This window comes from Haloferula sp. BvORR071, assembly GCF_000739615.1.
Taxonomy (GTDB): domain Bacteria; phylum Verrucomicrobiota; class Verrucomicrobiia; order Verrucomicrobiales; family Akkermansiaceae; genus Haloferula.
The window spans coordinates 168,653-184,114 of record NZ_BATP01000005.1 but is presented as its reverse complement, the minus strand read 5'-3'; the positions used below and the strand labels follow the sequence as shown (position 1 = coordinate 184,114).

The 15,462-nt window shown below is 63.1% G+C and carries 17 protein-coding genes and 1 tRNA gene; 8 read left to right on the top strand and 10 right to left on the bottom strand.

Annotated features, from left to right (window positions below; genetic code table 11):
• Positions 1 to 81: 81 nt before the first annotated feature.
• Positions 82 to 333, bottom strand: coding sequence for a hypothetical protein (locus BV071_RS04760; protein ID WP_265594076.1), 252 nt, complete (start codon positions 331 to 333; stop codon positions 82 to 84).
• Positions 334 to 451: 118 nt separating this feature from the next.
• On the opposite strand from BV071_RS04760, the gene BV071_RS04755 reads away from it, so the two are divergent.
• The 3 genes from BV071_RS04755 (at position 452) to frr (ending at position 2,474) form a co-directional block, all read left to right on the top strand.
• A complete protein-coding gene (locus tag BV071_RS04755; protein ID WP_035602883.1) occupies positions 452 to 991 on the top strand; it encodes a hypothetical protein in 540 nt (179 codons plus the stop codon).
• Between the two features lie 111 nt (positions 992 to 1,102).
• A complete protein-coding gene (gene pyrH / locus BV071_RS04750) occupies positions 1,103 to 1,858 on the top strand; it encodes a UMP kinase (RefSeq protein ID WP_035602880.1) in 756 nt (251 codons plus the stop codon).
• A 49-nt stretch (positions 1,859 to 1,907) separates the two neighbouring features.
• Positions 1,908 to 2,474, top strand: coding sequence for a ribosome recycling factor (gene frr / locus BV071_RS04745; RefSeq protein ID WP_035602878.1), 567 nt, complete (start codon positions 1,908 to 1,910; stop codon positions 2,472 to 2,474).
• A 59-nt stretch (positions 2,475 to 2,533) separates the two neighbouring features.
• Here frr and BV071_RS04740 read toward each other — a convergent pair whose 3' ends face one another.
• The 8 genes from BV071_RS04740 to rplM form a co-directional block, all read right to left on the bottom strand.
• Positions 2,534 to 4,447 (bottom strand): hypothetical protein, encoded by a 1,914-nt coding sequence (locus tag BV071_RS04740; protein WP_035602875.1) that lies wholly within the window; start codon positions 4,445 to 4,447, stop codon positions 2,534 to 2,536.
• Positions 4,448 to 4,487: 40 nt separating this feature from the next.
• Positions 4,488 to 7,067, bottom strand: a complete 2,580-nt coding sequence (locus BV071_RS04735) for a hypothetical protein (protein ID WP_035602872.1) — start codon at positions 7,065 to 7,067, stop codon at positions 4,488 to 4,490.
• A 12-nt stretch (positions 7,068 to 7,079) separates the two neighbouring features.
• Positions 7,080 to 7,991, bottom strand: a complete 912-nt coding sequence (locus BV071_RS04730) for an ABC transporter ATP-binding protein (RefSeq protein ID WP_035602868.1) — start codon at positions 7,989 to 7,991, stop codon at positions 7,080 to 7,082.
• Entirely contained in the window at positions 7,988 to 8,362 is a 375-nt protein-coding gene (locus tag BV071_RS32505; RefSeq protein ID WP_052572902.1) for a GntR family transcriptional regulator, read from the bottom strand. The genes BV071_RS04730 and BV071_RS32505 overlap by 4 nt, the downstream gene beginning before the upstream one ends.
• A gap of 88 nt (positions 8,363 to 8,450) precedes the next feature.
• Positions 8,451 to 8,795, bottom strand: coding sequence for a hypothetical protein (locus tag BV071_RS04720; RefSeq protein WP_265594075.1), 345 nt, complete (start codon positions 8,793 to 8,795; stop codon positions 8,451 to 8,453).
• A 68-nt stretch (positions 8,796 to 8,863) separates the two neighbouring features.
• Positions 8,864 to 9,625, bottom strand: coding sequence for an exodeoxyribonuclease III (locus tag BV071_RS04715; protein ID WP_035602860.1), 762 nt, complete (start codon positions 9,623 to 9,625; stop codon positions 8,864 to 8,866).
• 267 nt (positions 9,626 to 9,892) lie between these two features.
• Complete coding sequence (gene rpsI / locus BV071_RS04710) at positions 9,893 to 10,288, bottom strand: 30S ribosomal protein S9 (RefSeq protein ID WP_035602858.1); 396 nt, start codon at positions 10,286 to 10,288, stop codon at positions 9,893 to 9,895.
• A gap of 33 nt (positions 10,289 to 10,321) precedes the next feature.
• Positions 10,322 to 10,753 (bottom strand): 50S ribosomal protein L13, encoded by a 432-nt coding sequence (gene rplM / locus BV071_RS04705; protein ID WP_035602857.1) that lies wholly within the window; start codon positions 10,751 to 10,753, stop codon positions 10,322 to 10,324.
• A 264-nt stretch (positions 10,754 to 11,017) separates the two neighbouring features.
• Here rplM and BV071_RS04700 point away from each other — a divergent pair, with 264 nt between their 5' ends.
• The 3 genes from BV071_RS04700 (at position 11,018) to BV071_RS34185 (ending at position 13,473) form a co-directional block, all read left to right on the top strand.
• Entirely contained in the window at positions 11,018 to 12,802 is a 1,785-nt protein-coding gene (locus BV071_RS04700) for a hypothetical protein (RefSeq protein WP_035602855.1), read from the top strand.
• A 115-nt stretch (positions 12,803 to 12,917) separates the two neighbouring features.
• Positions 12,918 to 12,992: transfer RNA gene (locus BV071_RS04695), tRNA-Asn, on the top strand.
• A 118-nt stretch (positions 12,993 to 13,110) separates the two neighbouring features.
• The gene (locus tag BV071_RS34185) at positions 13,111 to 13,473 is read left to right on the top strand and encodes a VOC family protein (protein ID WP_265594074.1); all 363 of its coding nucleotides are present in this window, start codon (positions 13,111 to 13,113) and stop codon (positions 13,471 to 13,473) included.
• Between the two features lie 14 nt (positions 13,474 to 13,487).
• Here BV071_RS34185 and BV071_RS04685 read toward each other — a convergent pair whose 3' ends face one another.
• Positions 13,488 to 13,766 carry a hypothetical protein gene (locus BV071_RS04685; protein WP_035602851.1) on the bottom strand — a complete coding sequence of 93 codons (279 nt, stop codon included), beginning with the start codon at positions 13,764 to 13,766 and terminating at the stop codon, positions 13,488 to 13,490.
• Between the two features lie 80 nt (positions 13,767 to 13,846).
• Here BV071_RS04685 and BV071_RS04680 point away from each other — a divergent pair, with 80 nt between their 5' ends.
• Positions 13,847 to 14,404, top strand: coding sequence for a macro domain-containing protein (locus BV071_RS04680; protein ID WP_052572901.1), 558 nt, complete (start codon positions 13,847 to 13,849; stop codon positions 14,402 to 14,404).
• 37 nt (positions 14,405 to 14,441) lie between these two features.
• A complete protein-coding gene (locus BV071_RS04675; protein ID WP_035602846.1) occupies positions 14,442 to 15,437 on the top strand; it encodes an alpha/beta fold hydrolase in 996 nt (331 codons plus the stop codon).
• Positions 15,438 to 15,462 lie beyond the last annotated feature (25 nt).

Here is a 15,462-nt window from a genome sequence, read left to right as displayed (position 1 = left end):
GACAGGGCGGAAGGAATCCAGGATGCGGAAGACACCCGTAGCTCCGCGTTCTCACGAACGCGCCTCCATACGAAGGAGCCGCTACTTCTGGTGCACCGCCTTCATCCCCGGCGGCAGGGGCTGGGTCTCCGGGTCCCAATCGCTTTCGCTGGAAGGGATACCGGCTTTTTTCTTCGCTTCCTGCGCGGACTTCACCACGCGGCCGGAGGCCTTCGCGGCGGCCTCGCCGAGTGACTTGCCCAGCTCATCGCAGGCTTCTCCGGGGGATTTACTACAACTGCTGAGCGCGAGGCACAGCGGCACGACAATTAGCATGAGGTGGGGGGATCTCATGGCTTGAATTTAGCCCCCCGCCGGGCCCCCGCCATTACGCCATCACTTGTGGAGGGATCTACGTAAGGGTTTTCCCTTTGGTCTCGATATCTCCGGGTTTTCGGCGAGTATCCTGCCCATGAAGCTGCTGTTCGCCCTTCTGGCCCTGAGCCTGCCGCTTGCCGCGACGACGATTTCCGTAGTGCCGGTCTTCGAGCCGCTGAGCATGCACGGCACGGACGTGGACGACGGCATCACCGATACCGGCGAGGCCCTGCAGGCGACCGTGGCGAGCCGCCCAATGGCCCTGACCGGGGCTTTCCCCGAGGTGCTGGTGGAGGCGATCCGCTCGCCGCACAAGTTCCCCAGCAATAATCCGAGCTACAAGGTGGACGAGGTGAATCTGCTCGTCCTCTGCAACATCGGCATCACCGCGGAGATGGTGGAGGAGGGCTTGAAGGTCCGCCTGAATGTGGCCCATCTGGCGGTCCCGGAGGGCGTGGACTTGACCGCCCGGCAGGTGCTGAAGCTGGCTCTGGTGGCGATCCGCAAGACCGTGGAGGAGTACCAGAAGCCCCAGTCGCAGGCCCTGAAGGTCGCCATCACGCTGGAAGGGGTGAACGACGGCACGGCCTCGCTCAAGGAGCTGGAGACCACCTATACGCTAGGGGAAGGCTGAGGTCCCGCAGGCGGCTTTCTGCAATGCCTGGCGGGGGTTGAGCGAAATGCCGCCTTTTCCCTTTCCAAACCCCGTGCGCGCTTGTTTGGATCGCGCAACGCGACGCATCGAATGAGTTTCCCCGAGTCTTCCGCCCGCAGTTTCAAGAGAGCCATCCTCAAACTCAGCGGGGAGGCCCTGCGGGAACCCGGCAGCACCGACAATATTTCCCCGGAAATCGTCGAGCGCATTGCCTGCGAAGTCCGCGAAGCATTGGCACCGGGCGACTTGCAGCTCGGCATCGTCGTCGGCGGCGGGAATTTCTGGCGCGGAGCCGCAGCCAGCGCCCGCGGCATGGACCGCGCCACGGCGGACTACATGGGCATGCTGGCCACGGTGATGAACTCGCTGGCAATCCAAGGTTCTCTCGAGCACCACGGCGTGACCTGCGTGGTCCAGTCCGCGATCGAGATGAAGAACGTCGCGGAGACCTTCATCCGCCGGAAGGCCGAGCGTCACCTGGCGGATGGCCGGGTGGTGATCTTCGCCGCCGGCACCGGCAGCCCCTTCTTCTCCACCGATACTACCGCCGCCCTGCGTGCGAGCGAGATGGGGGCGGACGTCGTCTTCAAGGCAACCATGGTGGACGGCGTCTATGACTCCGACCCGAAGAAGAATCCGGATGCGAAGCGCTACGCCCGCGTCGGCTTCCACGACTGCATCACCAAGCAGCTCAAGGTGATGGATTCTACGGCCTTCAGCCTGTGCATGGACAACCACATCCCGATCGTGGTCTTCGATCTCGCACCTCCGGGGAATATCACCAAGGCCCTGCGCGGCGAGCCGATCGGCACCGTGGTCTCCGGTGACGAGACTGTCGTGGCCTAATCGCGATTTTCCTTTTTCTTTCCCTTTTCCCCGCACAGACACTCCCGCCATGGACCCGGAAACCGCTATTCTCGAAACTGAAGACTCCATGGAGAAAGCCGTGGAGTATCTCCAGCATGAGTTCGCCACCGTGCGGACCGGCAAGGCGACTCCCGCCCTGATCGAGAACATCGACGTGCATGTGCGCAGCTACGACAGCACGATGAAGCTCAAGCAGCTGGCGATGATCACCGCGCCGGAGGCCCGCCTGCTGGAAGTGAAGGTCTTCGACCCCGCCACTACGCAAGACGTGGAGCGCGCGATCCGCGAGTCCCGCCTGGGTCTGAATCCTGCCGCGGCTGGCATCTCGCTGCGCGTCCCGATTCCCGAACTTTCCGAAGAGCGCCGCATCCAGATGGTGAAGCTGGTCAAGCAGCTCGCCGAGGAAGCCAAGGTCCGCGTCCGCTCCGCCCGCAAGGACGGCATGGACATGGCCAAGAAGCTCAAGAACGACAACCTGCTCACCGAAGACGGCCAGAAGGACCACGAGACTGAGGTCCAGAAGCTGACCGACAAGTTCGTCAAGGTCATCGATGAGGTGACCGCGGCGAAGGAGAAGGAAGTGATGAAGGTGTAAGCCTTTGGTAAGGGAAGCCGCTCTCGGGGACTGCCCGGGGACAGGAATGTCCCCGCTCCTTATGGCACGCCGCTCCAAGTCTTCGTCGCTGCGTCGTACTTCATCTTCCCGAGGTTCGTCCGCACGTAGGCGACGGCATCCTGCGGCTGTCCCGCGACTAGGCTCCGCAGGCGTTCCTCGTAGCCGCTCTCATGGCGCGCCGCCTTCTCCGCGACGTACTGGAAGGCGGTGGCATCACCCACCTGCGCAGCCCACAGGTCGAAGGGTGGGATCTCCACTTTCATGCGATAGGCATACTTCCGGAGTTTCCAGCCTTGCCGGACAAAGGCCGGCCAATCCAAGCCGGGATACTCGCGCAGGCGCGCTTCGAGAGGGCTCAGGTCGCCCGGCAGCCACTGCGCCAGCGCCGCGAGATCCGCTGCCAGCGCCGGATCCTTCTCTTCTAACAAGGCAGTCACGGATACGGTATCCAGTGGCAGCCGGTCATGGGCGAAGCGCTTGAGCAGGGGCAGTGCCTCCGCCTTCCAGCACTTGGCGATGAAGATCTCCCCAAGCCGCGGCTCGGTTGTCATGCGCTCCAACAGGACCGGCTTGTCGGATTCGTCCGCGTGCTTGAGGAGGAAAGGTTGGACGAAGAATTCCCAGGAGGCATCCGACCATGGGTGGCGCGCCAGCACATGCGGCATGCCCTCGCGGGGAATGGCCTTGGCCTTCTCCTCGAAGGGCTCCGGCCCCGTCCGCCTGGCTTCGTGATCCAGGCCGTTGAAGACCTCGGTCACCGCTCCGGCGAGACCTGGTTGCACCGGCGGCAGTTCCTTCTTCGGGCGCTGCGGGGAGCTGGGTTTCGAGGCCTTGATATCCTCTTCACTGATCTTGTAGGGCATGCGTGGCAGGGACTCGTCCGGGCTGAAGGCGACCAGTTCCAGTTGCGGCAGGAGCTTGTCCCAATCCGGAGAATCTTCAGGCGACTCGTAGCTGCCGTCGGCGCGCGCCTTCATCAGGGGCAGGGCATAGAGCGAGTAGGAGCCTTGGGCGGAAGCGACCTTCTGGCGGAGAGAGTAGTTGTTCCCGGGGAAGTGCAGGAGCAGGATGGGAACCTTTGGATTGCGGCGATCGCTTTGCGCCACGGTGAATTCGATATCGATTGCCACTTCCTTGCCCTTCGGTTCGACCCGGAGGATCTCAAGCGCCAAGCCATTGCTCCGGATCACGGTGCCGACGACCGGTGCCACGCGGAAGAGCTCACGCATACGCGGAACATCCGACTCCTTCCCCCACAAGCCCATATGGGCATAGCCTTGGAATTTCGCGTCGGCGGGTAGCTTCTCCCGCAAGCCCTGCAGCACCGGGGAATAGTTCATGATGCCTCCACCGCCACTCCAGCTGATGCCGCGATCTCCGCCGACATAGAGGAAGCGCGCCGTGGCCGGGTGAAACCACGCCGCTACGGCCAGTACTGCGAAGATGCCGCAGACGACGCGGCGTGCGGGTCCCGGTTGACGGCCCCAGAGCAAGCCGCCCGCCAGTCGCACCACGATCGCTGCCAGCGCGGGGATCAGCGCGCCCCAGAGGAAGGTGCCTTGGAACAGATCCTTCCACACCGCGGCGTCGGGTTTGATCAAGTCCACGAGAGCAATCACCCGTACCAGCAGCGCGGGCAAGAGGGCCAAGGCCAGTACCGCAAAGGAGGCTCCCCAAGCCACCCAACGCGAGATCGGCCGGGTGCGCCAGCCGCCTTGGGTCAGGAAGACCGGCTCGGACAGCGCGAGGCGGATGACGAGCCAGCAAGCGGCGAGGACTTCCAGTTTGGCGAAGTCCGGCGGTATCATCCTCGGCCCTCTTGCCCGGATGTCGAGAGAGGGCGGGTGAGTGATGGCCATGGTCACCAGCCAGGCGCTGAGAATCCAGAACGCGAGGATCTCCCAGCGGAAGCGGCGAAAGGTAAGGCGAAAGGCGTGAAGGAAGGATTTCATGACAGGCATGGCATGAGGTGTGGGCTTTGAGTCGCGGCGCTCAGGGAGCGGTGATGGGGATCCACATGCGGGCCAGCGGATCATAGCGGAAGTCAGCGGCCTTCCGGCCGGTTAGAGCTCCCAGAACGGATCGCCAGTCGTCCGGCTCGCCCGGAAGCTGGATCACTTGGCGCAAGTAATCGGCACGGGTCCGGCGGTAGATTGGTTCGATCTTCTCCCACTCCTGGATCAGATGGTCGAGTGCCTCGGACATGCCGTGGGCCGCCGGGGTAAGGTAGCCGTAGAACCTCTCGTCAGCCGGCCGGCCCGCATACACTTCGTCCACTTCGCGGTAGGCCTTCGCCACGGTCTCGGTCAGGAGCGGCTCGATGCCAGGCAAGAGGCGGAGCTTCTCATAAGTCTCAAACCACTGTCTCTCCCCCAACAGCGCGGGATAGGTCTGGGGATCCTCCAGATTTGCGACCATGAGTTGGGCGAAGAGGTTTTGCTCCATTTGCCCATCGGCCAGCATTTGGAGGATCTCCGGCTTCGCCTCAGTCACCCAGCCGCGGCGGATCAGGACATCGGGAATCCAGTTCGCGTCATTGCGTCGATTCGTCGCAAGCAGGGCGTCGATGACCTCGCGCTTGCGGCTTTCCGGGCAGGCGAGTTCGATGGCACGGCCTTCCGGAGTGGACGGCGGACTGACACCAGAACGGCGGTGCAAAATACGGTCCAGGTAGCGCGGCACGTAATCGGCGATGTTTCTGCCGCCCCAATCTCGATCGAAGTCCGAATAGGACACCTTCATCCATTGCTCGAATTGAGCGGCAGTCGTGGTCGCAGGATCCGGGCGGCGGTCGAAGGCCGGCGGATCGGAGCTGTCGCGGGCTTCGGGATCGTTGTAGTGGTTTGCCTCCAGGACGAAGGGCAAGGTTGGCGTGCGGACCTCCGCCTTCGCCGTGGCGACATAACGCCGCTTCACCAGGATGAAGCGCGCTTCATCGTAGCCTTTGAGATCGGGGCCTTTACTCGAGGTCTGCCCGGTGTGATACAGTTGCCGGAAGGCTGTGAGACCTGGTGTCAGGGGCATGGTGCTGAATTGCGCGGACCATGGCAGGCGCGCCATCGCCTGCTTGGGGAAGTAGATGACCGGGATCCACTCATTCGTGCGCATGGCCAAGTCCCACGCGTTCTGACCGCCGGGCGCGACATAGCAAATGTCGGCCACGGGCATATAGGCCCCGATATCCAGACGCCGGATGTGGAGCTCCACACCATCTGCCTTCACGGTCACGGGGCTGCCGAAAGGCACGTCGACGATCTTCTCAAGCTGGACGACGGTCCCCTCAAGATTCATCTCCAGGCTCGCCTCCGGAACCATGCCGTCTCCGACTGGAGTCAGAACCTCTGCCAGAAGGCGGCTATCCACCAGATTTGAGGGGCTGTCCCAGCGGAGCTTGCCGCCCTCCGGCTTTAGCATGGCGTTCAGGGCGGCCTCGTCGGTATCGCCTTGGTAGAACTCAGCCACGCGATTGCCCGGGGTGCGGCTTACCACCGTGTCACCCACCTTGAGGGCGGAGCTTCCCACCGGCTTCCAGTTGATAAAGCTGCCTGCCGGCAAGCCGCCCGTTTTCCAGGGCAGCAGCAGGTTCATGTAAGACTCGCCGTTGAAGCTGTGGAGCGAGTTGCTATAACTACCGCGGCCCTTTACACCCTGGTCAATTGAGGCTTCGAGGCTCTTGCCATCCAATTCCGGATGTAGCTGCCTGCTCCAATCCGGCAATTGGGAGAGAGGATTACTGAATCCGTAGTAGCCGGGGTATGGGCTGGAAGGTAGGAAGAACAGTGCGAGCTGGCTGGCAGCGAGGATAGCGGCCAGGGCGATGCCCAGCTTCCGCGAGCCGGGCAGGTCCCTCCGCACCCACAGCAGCAGGATCGTCAGCACGGCCACCGCGATCCACGGTTTGAGGCTATAGAGGAGCCCATAAGCGGGGATCTCCTGGAGCGGGCTCCAGAACCAGTCCGGCCCCGCGCTGAGCCGCAAGACGATGGGGAGTGTCGTGCAGATGAGGAACATGCCGAACATACCAGCCAGCCACGTCCACCAGCGCCCGCAGTAGGCACCGAACAGCATGACGCCAAGCAGGGCGGGCAGGTTCACGCTTGCACGGGTGGCCCCCATGGCCAGCGCCTGGGTCCAGGGCACGCCCTGCAGGAGCCCTACCGTGGTGGCCAGAAGGGCGAGCGGCAGGATCAGAAAGAACAGGAGGCCGCAAGTCTTGGCCAGCAAGCTCTCCCGCCGCCGCACCGGCCGGCCCTCCGACCACACGCGACTGTGGAAGCCCAGACAACCGGCCAAGATCAGCGCCGAGTAGCTGGCCACCCGGTCCAAGGTGATGAATGCCCAGATCGTCCCCGTGGAGAAGAATCCTTGTTTCTCCAGGAGCCCGGTGATGGAGCTGTCCCCGCTGCCGCCATGGAGCAGGTCCCGTGGCGAGATTGGCATGTCGAAGTGCGCCGCGGAGAAGCTCAAGGCGGGCCAGGAAGCCAGCAACAGAAGGCCCCAGCAGACGAGCAGCAGCCAGCGCAGGCGCCGCAGGTCGGTCTTCAACAAGTGGGTCACGATGCAGAAGTTCATGATACGATCTTGTTAGATTCCCACATCCGCCTTGCCTGCGCGGACCAGTGTGACGAAGAGCTCGCGCAGGCTGTAAGGCTGCACATCCGGAGGCGGGCAGCCGGGGAAGGCCTTGGCGGCCGCTTGCTCGAAGCTTGCGGCTTCATGCGCGGTATCCGCGAAGCGCAGAACCCGGCCGGAAGATTGCGCCGCGATCCAAGTGGGCGGCAGCGCCGGCAGATCGCCGAAGCTCTCCGGCAGCACCACCTCCACGCGGCGATGGCGGGCGAGCAGGGATTCCGTGCTCTCGTCGAGCAGCACCTTGCCGTGGTTCATCATCACCACGTGGTCGGCCAGGCGGTCGACTTCCTCGATGTCGTGGGAGGAGAGCACGACCGAGAAACCTTCGTCGCCCGCCAGCTCTAACAGGCCGCTGATGAACTCATCCCGCACCAGTGGATCGAGCCCGGAGAAGGGCTCATCCAGCACCAGCAGCTCGGGCCGGTAGGACAGCACCGAGGCCAGCGCCGCCTTCATCTTCTGCCCGCGTGAGAGGTGGCGCAGCTTGCGGTCGGTGGGCAGGGCGAACTGCTTGCACAGCGCGCTCTCGAAATCCTTGTCCCACTTCGGATAGAGCGGCCGGCACCAATCGAGGAACTGCGTCACGGTCATCCACTCGGGGAGTTCCATGCCGTCCGCGACGTAGCCGATCCGCGCCAGCTCCGCAGGGCCGAGCTTGCGCGAATCGGCGCCGAGCACCCGCACCGTGCCGGAGGAGGGGCGCAGCAGGTTCAGGGCAATCTTGAGGGCGGTGGATTTCCCCGCGCCGTTCGGGCCGAGCAAGGCGGTGATCGAACCGGCGGGCACCCGGAAGCTTGCGCCATCCAGTGCCTTCGACCGGCCGTACTTCCGGCTGACCTCGTGGAATTCTAACAAGGAGTTCATGGTTCGGAGAATGTGCGCCGTAGCGCTTCAAGGGTTTCGTCTTGGCCCAGCCCGAGCAGGGAGGCCTGGCGGATCAGGTCACGGCAGGCCGGGGCAAGTTGGGCCAGCAGTTGGTCACGGGTGGCACCGCTCGGCTTCACCACCACCATCCCGGCACCCGGGCGGGTGGCCAGGAAGCCGGCGTCGCGCAGTTCCAGCACTGCCTTGTGGGCGGTGGTGGGGGAGATCTTCAGCTCCTGTGCGATCACGCGCACGGAGGGGAAGCGTTCGCCCGGGCCCATCTCCCCGGTGAGGACTGCCCGCTGCACCGCCTTGACCAGTTGGTCAGAGACCGGCACGCCGTCGAGCAGATGGAATCGGAAAGGAAGCATCGCGTTCACGTCACAGTGTCAACTGTATCAGTATGACTGATACAGTTGTGGCGCGATGGCAAGGGGAAATTTTTCGGGACCGGCGAGATCAGTAAAAGAACTCGTGGTAGAGCATCCCGCTACAGCCGCCGATCCACAGGATCATGGCGGCAGTGGTGCCCCACTCGAAGACGCGGTAAATCCAAAGGAGGCCCCAGAACCAGCGGAAGTGAGCGGCCAAGCCAGCGCCGAGATAGGACAGAGCCAGCCACTGCGCGCCCGGGCCGCTGATGATCGCTCCGCCATTTTTGCCAGGCATCCAGACCTTGCCGGATTGCCAGCCGTGCCAAGCATAGAGGGCCGCGGCCAGTGGCAGCAGAATCCCGAGCAGCACCAACTTCACTTTGCCGCCTCCATCCGGCGGATGGGCCAAGTCTTCAAAGTCCCTCGGCATGCAACCTGAAGCCTATCAAAGGGACCCCGTGGAGCCGATGGGAATCGGGCAAGGTGATTGGAGTGGGGCTACCCCAAAGTCAGCACCACCGGACAATGATCGGACCCCGTCACATGCGGCATGATCGAGGCATCCTTGAGCCGTCCCTGGATCCCCTTCGAACTCCCGAAGTAGTCGATCCTCCAGCCCACATTCCTTTGCCGCGCCCCACCACGCATGCTCCACCAAGAGTAAGCATCCTTCTTGTCCGGATAGAAATGCCGGAAGGTATCGCTGAAGCCGCTGCCTAACAGCAGCCCGAAGCCCGCGCGCTCCTCATCGCTGAAGCCGGCGCTCTTGCGGTTGTCCTTTGGCCGTGCGATGTCGATTTCCTGGTGCGCCACGTTCAGGTCACCGCAGAAGATCACCGGCTTGCCGCTCTTTTCCAGCGCAGCGAGGTAGAGGCGGAAGGCTTCGTCCCAAGTCATCCGGTACGGCAAACGTCGTAGTTCGTCCTGTGAGTTCGGCGTGTAGACGTTCACCAGGAAGAAGTCCGGATACTCCAAGGTCAGCACGCGGCCTTCCTTGTCGTGGATGTCTATGCCCATGCCGATGCGGACATTCAGCGGTTCATCCCGCGTGAAGACCACGGTGCCGGAGTAGCCTGGCTTCTCCGCGGAGTTCCAGAACGACTTGTAGCCGCCGAATTCGAGCGGCAGGCTGACCTGTTCGGGCCGGGCCTTGGTCTCCTGCAACGCCAGGATCTCCGGCTTTTCGGTGGCGAGGAATTCCGGGAGGCCCTTGCCCAGTGCGGAGCGGATGCCATTCACGTTCCAAGAGATCAGCTTCATGCCGGAGAGCAAAACGGAGAGGGCGGGGGATATCAACCCCTGCCTTCGTCCAAGCGGCGCGAGCAATTCTGGTGGTGAGTAAAAGCTGGTCCGAACAGGGGGGCTTTGAGGGTCACCCTTTCTTGAAGGGGAGTAACCCGGGGGGGGCGCAAGATGAGTTCCGCCACCACAACTGCTTCGTCCGCTCAGAGGACTGAGCGGACTACCTCAAACGAAAAAAGCCGCACCCCGATCGGAGTGCGGCTTTTGGAGAATCCAGTGCAGCGATTAGCGCTTGGAGAACTGGAAGCGCTTGCGGGCGCCGGGGCGGCCGGGCTTCTTGCGTTCCTTCATGCGCGGGTCGCGGCGGAGCAGGCCGTGTGGCTTGATCACCTTGCGGAGCTCCGGTTCGAAGATCGTCAGCGCACGGGCCACCGCGAGGCGGATGGCGCCGGCCTGGCCGTGGATGCCGCCGCCGGAAGCGGTGACGACCACGTCGAACTTGTTGAGCAGATTGGCGTGCTGGAAGGGCGCCAGAACGGTGTTCTGGAGGGGCAGCGTGGGCAGGTATTCCTCAAAGGAACGGCCATTGATCACGATCTGTCCGCTGCCTTCGGTCAGGCGGACGCGGGCGACGGCGTTCTTGCGACGGCCGGTAGCGCTGAGGTTCTTGACTTCGCTCATTTTAAGAGAGGGTTCTGGCTAGCCTTCCAAGGTTCAGGCGATTTCGTAGGCAGCGGGCTGCTGGGCTTCGTGCGGGTGCTCGTCACCGGCGTAAACCTTCAGCTTGCCATACTGGGCGCGGCCGAGGCGGTTCTTCGGGATCATGCCCCACACGGCGTATTCCACCAGCAGCACCGGGCGACGCTTGCGGACCATGCGCGGGGTTTCCACCTTCTGGCCACCGACGTAGCCGGAGAAGCGGGAGTAGATCTTGTCGTTTTCCTTGGTGCCGGTCAGCACCACTTTGTCCGCATTGATCACGATGACGAAGTCACCGGTGTCGATGTGCGGGGTGAAAATCGGCTTGTGCTTGCCGCGCAGGAGGCGGGCAGCTTCGACCGCGACTTGGCCCAGGACCTTGTCCTTGGCGTCGATCACATACCATTTGCGCTCGATGTCGGTCGGCTTGGCGGAAAACGTCTTCATGAGAATTGAACCGGAATCTCCCTCCACGGCACGCAGTGCGGCGTCTCGCGGCGGAGGGGCGCGCAAGCTAGTGATCGCTCCAAACGGTGTCAATCGGAAATCCGACGGAACTGCGGACCTTTTTTTGCCGGGGTGTTTTCGGTCGTGCTGGTGTCATGCCAGAAGGGAGGCACGCCAGTTGCTAAGTACATGGTGCCGCCTGCCTTTCTTTCCTTGTGAGGGGGTCCCGATCCACTCAACATTCCGACATCCGGTCATCCCCCAATGGTAGATCAACTCACGCTCCAGCCTTTTTTCGATTCCCTCGGTCAACCGTCCTCCCCGCACGCCGTCGCGGTCAATGCGGCCGCCACCGCCCGCATGGAGCGGATCCTGAAGTCGCCGGTGGATGCGCCGGGACGCGGTATCCTGCTGCGCGCGCCGCGCGCCGGCTTCGGCAAGACGCATCTGCTCTCCCAGGTCCAGCAGAGTCTAGGGACGACCCATGAGTTCCTGCCGCTCAATCCTTTGGATGGCTCCCGCACGGATGCGCCCTCGGCGATCGAGGCCGCATTGCGCCGCCTGACCCGGCAGCTTCCGGCGGGTGGGGGGCTCACTGCGCTGGATCTTCAAGCGCGGCGGCTCTTCTCGCTGGCGCTCCAGCCGCTGGTGAGTTCCGGCGAGGTGCCCTGCCAAGACCGCGAGGCGGCGCTGACCGCACTGCGCCAGCGGCCGGTGGAAACTTTCGATTTCCACCATTCCCAAGCCGTCACCGCCCACTGGACGAAGGAGAATTTCGAAGTGTTGGGCCCGCGCCTCGCGCTCGAGCTCAGCCGCCGTACCGGCACTTCGCTGAATGAGTCCTCCTTTTGGCTGGCCTCGCTGTTCCGCTTTTCGATCGCCGTGCCGGAGCATCCCGGCCGCACCGGGATGATCATCCAGTCCTCGACTTCGGAGGCCGGAGTGGAGCGCTACGGGGCCCTGCTGGCCCTGCTCTCGCTGATCGGCCGGGTGGTCGTGGCGGCAGATGATTTGGAAGGAATGCACGCGGACACTTCCGCTGCCCTGCGCTTTGCCAGTTTCCTCGCCTCCGTCCGTCAGGATGCTCCGCGGGTGGATGTGGTCGTTTCGGTGAACGACGATATTTGGGAGAGTGCTTTCCGCCCGGCACTCAGCGGCGGTCTGCAGGACCGCTTGGGCGAGGTGGAGATCCGCCTGGAGCCGCTCGATCAGGCCGCTGCGGTGGCACTGCTGGAGTCGCGTATGCCCGGTCGCGCGGGAGCGCTGGGTCATCGCCTGAGCCTGAGTCCCGGAGAATTCTATGCCCGCCGCGTGCTGCGCCGCGCTGCAGAGCTGGAGGAAGATGCCGGAGTTTCCGCGACTCCTTTACTAGTGGCAGTTCCTGCGGTGGTGCCGGTGGAAGCTCCTGCCGGTGCCTCGGAGGTTGAAACACCACGGCCAGCCCCGGTGGCTCCGCCTGAAGCCACGGTGCCGGTGGCTCCTCCAGCCCACGCTGAATCGGTGCCTGCACCTGCCGAGGTATTTGCGGCTACCGCGGTTCCCCCGGTGAACGATCCACCGCCGTCTCTAGGAGGCGCCGCGAGCCCGTTCACGATGGTGGACCCCACTTTTGAGCCGGAAATTGCACCTGAACCTGTCCTCTCGGTTCCTGCTACGGCTTTTCATGCGGAGCCGATCGCTGAAGTGAGTCTGGCTGCTGAGGCTTCCCATTTCAGCTCGTCGGAAACCGTATCGGCCGCTGCCCGCCCGCCCGCCCGCCGTCCCGGGGTTTCGCCCTTCTCGACGGTCTTGGACTATGACCTCGACGAAGCGACTCCCGCGCACCCGCAGATGGCCCAAGCTCCCAACAATGCCACGCCGCCGCAGCCGCCCGCACTGACACCGGTGGATGCACCCGCCGCGGAAAGTTCCGGGCCGCCACCGCTGTCTTGGCCAAACTCCGATCCTGAACCTGACACCGAAACTCCCGAGCCGGTAGCCGCTCATTCCGGTGGGGATCGCATCGATGACTTGCTGCGCCAATTCCGCGAGCGCTACGGCAGGGAGTGAGTGCTTGCGGGGCTCAGGAAAATTCCTCGGCGAAACGAGACATTTTTCCCTTGCACGTTTCGCGCTACTGGTCCCATCTTCCGCCCGCCCCGGTCCCCGGGGTTGGTTTTAAAAATCCGGCGTAGCTCAGCGGTAGAGCGGGTGGCTGTTAACCACTAGGTCCTAGGTTCGATCCCTAGCGCCGGAGCCAAACCAAAGATCGAAGAAGGCGCTTCCTGAAAGGATGCGCCTTTTGTGTATCCGGGTGATCGATCAGATCTTTGCGGAGGGCGGCCGCCTGTGAATGATAGTCCTTGGTTCAGTTCGCCATGCTTCGCTCCGTCGTCCCAACGATTGCCATCACTGACTCCGGCAGGGCAGAGGATTACTACACTCGTGTGCTTGGCTTCACCCGGAGCTTTGTTCATCGCCCCGATCCACAGCGAGCGGATCCCTGTTATCTCGGTATGGTGCGGGATGGCGTGTCGATCCACCTAGAGTCCTTCAAGCCCGAACGTGCCGGACTGACCGGGGCCTTCTTCTGGGTCGAAGACGTCGATCAACTCTATCAGGAGATCGCCGCTCGCGGCGCTGTAGTTCAGTTGCCTCCTACCGATCAGACATGGGGGACACGTGAGCTACATGTGCGCGATCCGGATGGCAATGTGCTGTGCTTTGCGATGAAGCAGTAATCCTATGTTAGGCCTCAACGGAACTTCTTCAATACTGCCCGCTGCATGCCTTCCGGTGCGGGGAGCTGGTTGTGGTAGAAGGTGAAGGAATTCACCGCCGAGAGTAGGCCGTCGTTCTTCGTTGCCGAGCCGACCCAAGCTCCTTCAGGCAGTGTGCCGGTGGAACGCTTCACGAACTCGGCATGAGATAGACCGAAGTCCGGGGTGTAGTGCGTCACCTCTTCTCCCTGCACGATGATGAGGAAGTAGTATCCTTCACGGATGGGGATGCGGCTGTCGTCAGTTTGGGGCATGCTAGGCCCGGTAAGCGCGTAAGGTGGCTTTTCAAGTGGAAGCTGTTGGGGCATGAATCCGGGACCGAATCCACTTCTCCGTGAAGTTCCACTTGATTGATTCCAACCCCGATGTCGCCGCTGCTTTGAAGACGGCGTTCGCGGCTTTCGGTGAGGTGGAGGTTCGCTGTGGGAATCTCTTGACGCACGCCGAGGAATGCGTGGTCTCGCCGGCAAACTCCTACGGCTTCATGGACGGCGGTTTTGACAGCGTGCTCTACGGCTTCTTCGGGCCGCAGATCCAGGTTATCGTGCAGGACGCGATTAGCGGCCGTCCCGAAGGGCTCTTGCCGGTTGGTGCCGCCATGTTGGTGCCGACGGGCCACCATCGGATTCCCTTTCTGCTCGTGGCTCCCACCATGACCTTGCCCGGAGAGGTCACTGCCCTGCATGCCTATCGGGCTATGCGGGCAGTGCTCCGTATGGCATGGGCTGAGTGTGGCCGGATTGGGCAGGTCTATTGCCCCGGCTTGGGGACGGGTGTCGGTGCGGTGGGTGCTGGCGACGCCGCGTCAGAAATGGCCCGAGCCTATCGCGATCATCACGATGCAAATTTGATCGGCCCGGATCGCGATTCGACGAGGCTGGAGGTGCCCTAGAGCGCAACCTCCGTGGCTGCCAGGGGTTCGCGACTGCATGAAGCTTTCCTCGCTCTTCCTCTGCGTGCTCATCGCAGGGAGCACGCTCTTTGCCGCGGATCCCGCGCCCTATGATCCGCTCAAGGTTCCGGATGACAAGATCGAGTCGCAGACCTTCGAGGTGAAGGATGCCAAGCGCGAGCGCACCTTGCCGATTCGCGTCTACCTGCCTGCCAGCGAGAAGCCGGCACCGGTGGTGATCTTCTCCCACGGCCTCGGCGGGTCGCGGGATAATAACCCCTACCTCGGCAACCATTGGGCGAAGCGTGGCTATGCGGTTGTATTCGTCCAGCATCCGGGCAGCGATGAGAGCGTTTGGAAGGATGCTCCGCTGGCCGAGAAGATGGGCGATTTGAAGAAGGCCGCCTCGCTCGAGAATTACATGGATCGCGGCAAGGATATCCCGGTGGTGATCGATGCCCTTGCCACTTGGAACGATTCTGAAGGTCACGCGCTCAAGGGTCGCCTGGACTTGGATCACCTGGGGATGTCCGGCCACTCCTTTGGCGCCCAGACCACTCAGGCGGTGGCTGGCCAGAGCCTCGCTCGAGGGCGTTTCTCCTTCGAGGAAAAGCGGATCGATGCCGCGGTGATGATGAGCCCCAGCCCGCCGACGATGGGGGATCCGGCAACGGCCTTTGCGTCGATCAAGATTCCTTGCCTGCTGATGACCGGCACGCTCGATGATAGCCCGATCGGTAATAGCAAGGCGGAGGACCGGCTGAAGGTTTTCCCTGCCATCGTGAATGCCCCCGCATGGCAAGTGGTCTTCGACAAGGCGACCCACATGAGCTTCGGCGAACGTCCGCTGAAGGGCGAAGCGACTCCGGATCCGCGCTACCACCGCGCTATTCTCGCCCTGACCACCGCCTTTTGGGATGCGGAGCTCAAGGGCGACAGCACGGCCAAGGCATGGCTCAATGGAGAGGGCTCGAAGTCCGTGCTGAAGCCGGAGGACAAGTGGGAGGTGAACGCCAAGGCCAAGGCGCCCTGACTAGGCAGAAAGGGGGACAGCCCAC

Bases quoted from the DNA above. Each gene is read 5' to 3' on its own strand.
- BV071_RS04685 (WP_035602851.1), bottom strand. From the start codon at position 13,766: ATGCCCCAAACTGACGACAGCCGCATCCCCATCCGTGAAGGATACTAC.
- BV071_RS34185 (WP_265594074.1), top strand. From the start codon at position 13,111: ATGCTTCGCTCCGTCGTCCCAACGATTGCCATCACTGACTCCGGCAGG.
- BV071_RS04740 (WP_035602875.1), bottom strand. From the start codon at position 4,447: ATGAAATCCTTCCTTCACGCCTTTCGCCTTACCTTTCGCCGCTTCCGC.
- BV071_RS04760 (WP_265594076.1), bottom strand. From the start codon at position 333: ATGAGATCCCCCCACCTCATGCTAATTGTCGTGCCGCTGTGCCTCGCG.
- pyrH (WP_035602880.1), top strand. From the start codon at position 1,103: ATGAGTTTCCCCGAGTCTTCCGCCCGCAGTTTCAAGAGAGCCATCCTC.
- BV071_RS04675 (WP_035602846.1), top strand. From the start codon at position 14,442: ATGAAGCTTTCCTCGCTCTTCCTCTGCGTGCTCATCGCAGGGAGCACG.
- BV071_RS04735 (WP_035602872.1), bottom strand. From the start codon at position 7,067: ATGAACTTCTGCATCGTGACCCACTTGTTGAAGACCGACCTGCGGCGC.
- BV071_RS04730 (WP_035602868.1), bottom strand. From the start codon at position 7,991: ATGAACTCCTTGTTAGAATTCCACGAGGTCAGCCGGAAGTACGGCCGG.
- BV071_RS04700 (WP_035602855.1), top strand. From the start codon at position 11,018: ATGGTAGATCAACTCACGCTCCAGCCTTTTTTCGATTCCCTCGGTCAA.
- frr (WP_035602878.1), top strand. From the start codon at position 1,908: ATGGACCCGGAAACCGCTATTCTCGAAACTGAAGACTCCATGGAGAAA.
- rplM (WP_035602857.1), bottom strand. From the start codon at position 10,753: ATGAAGACGTTTTCCGCCAAGCCGACCGACATCGAGCGCAAATGGTAT.
- BV071_RS04720 (WP_265594075.1), bottom strand. From the start codon at position 8,795: ATGCCGAGGGACTTTGAAGACTTGGCCCATCCGCCGGATGGAGGCGGC.
- BV071_RS04755 (WP_035602883.1), top strand. From the start codon at position 452: ATGAAGCTGCTGTTCGCCCTTCTGGCCCTGAGCCTGCCGCTTGCCGCG.
- BV071_RS32505 (WP_052572902.1), bottom strand. From the start codon at position 8,362: ATGCTTCCTTTCCGATTCCATCTGCTCGACGGCGTGCCGGTCTCTGAC.
- rpsI (WP_035602858.1), bottom strand. From the start codon at position 10,288: ATGAGCGAAGTCAAGAACCTCAGCGCTACCGGCCGTCGCAAGAACGCC.
- BV071_RS04715 (WP_035602860.1), bottom strand. From the start codon at position 9,625: ATGAAGCTGATCTCTTGGAACGTGAATGGCATCCGCTCCGCACTGGGC.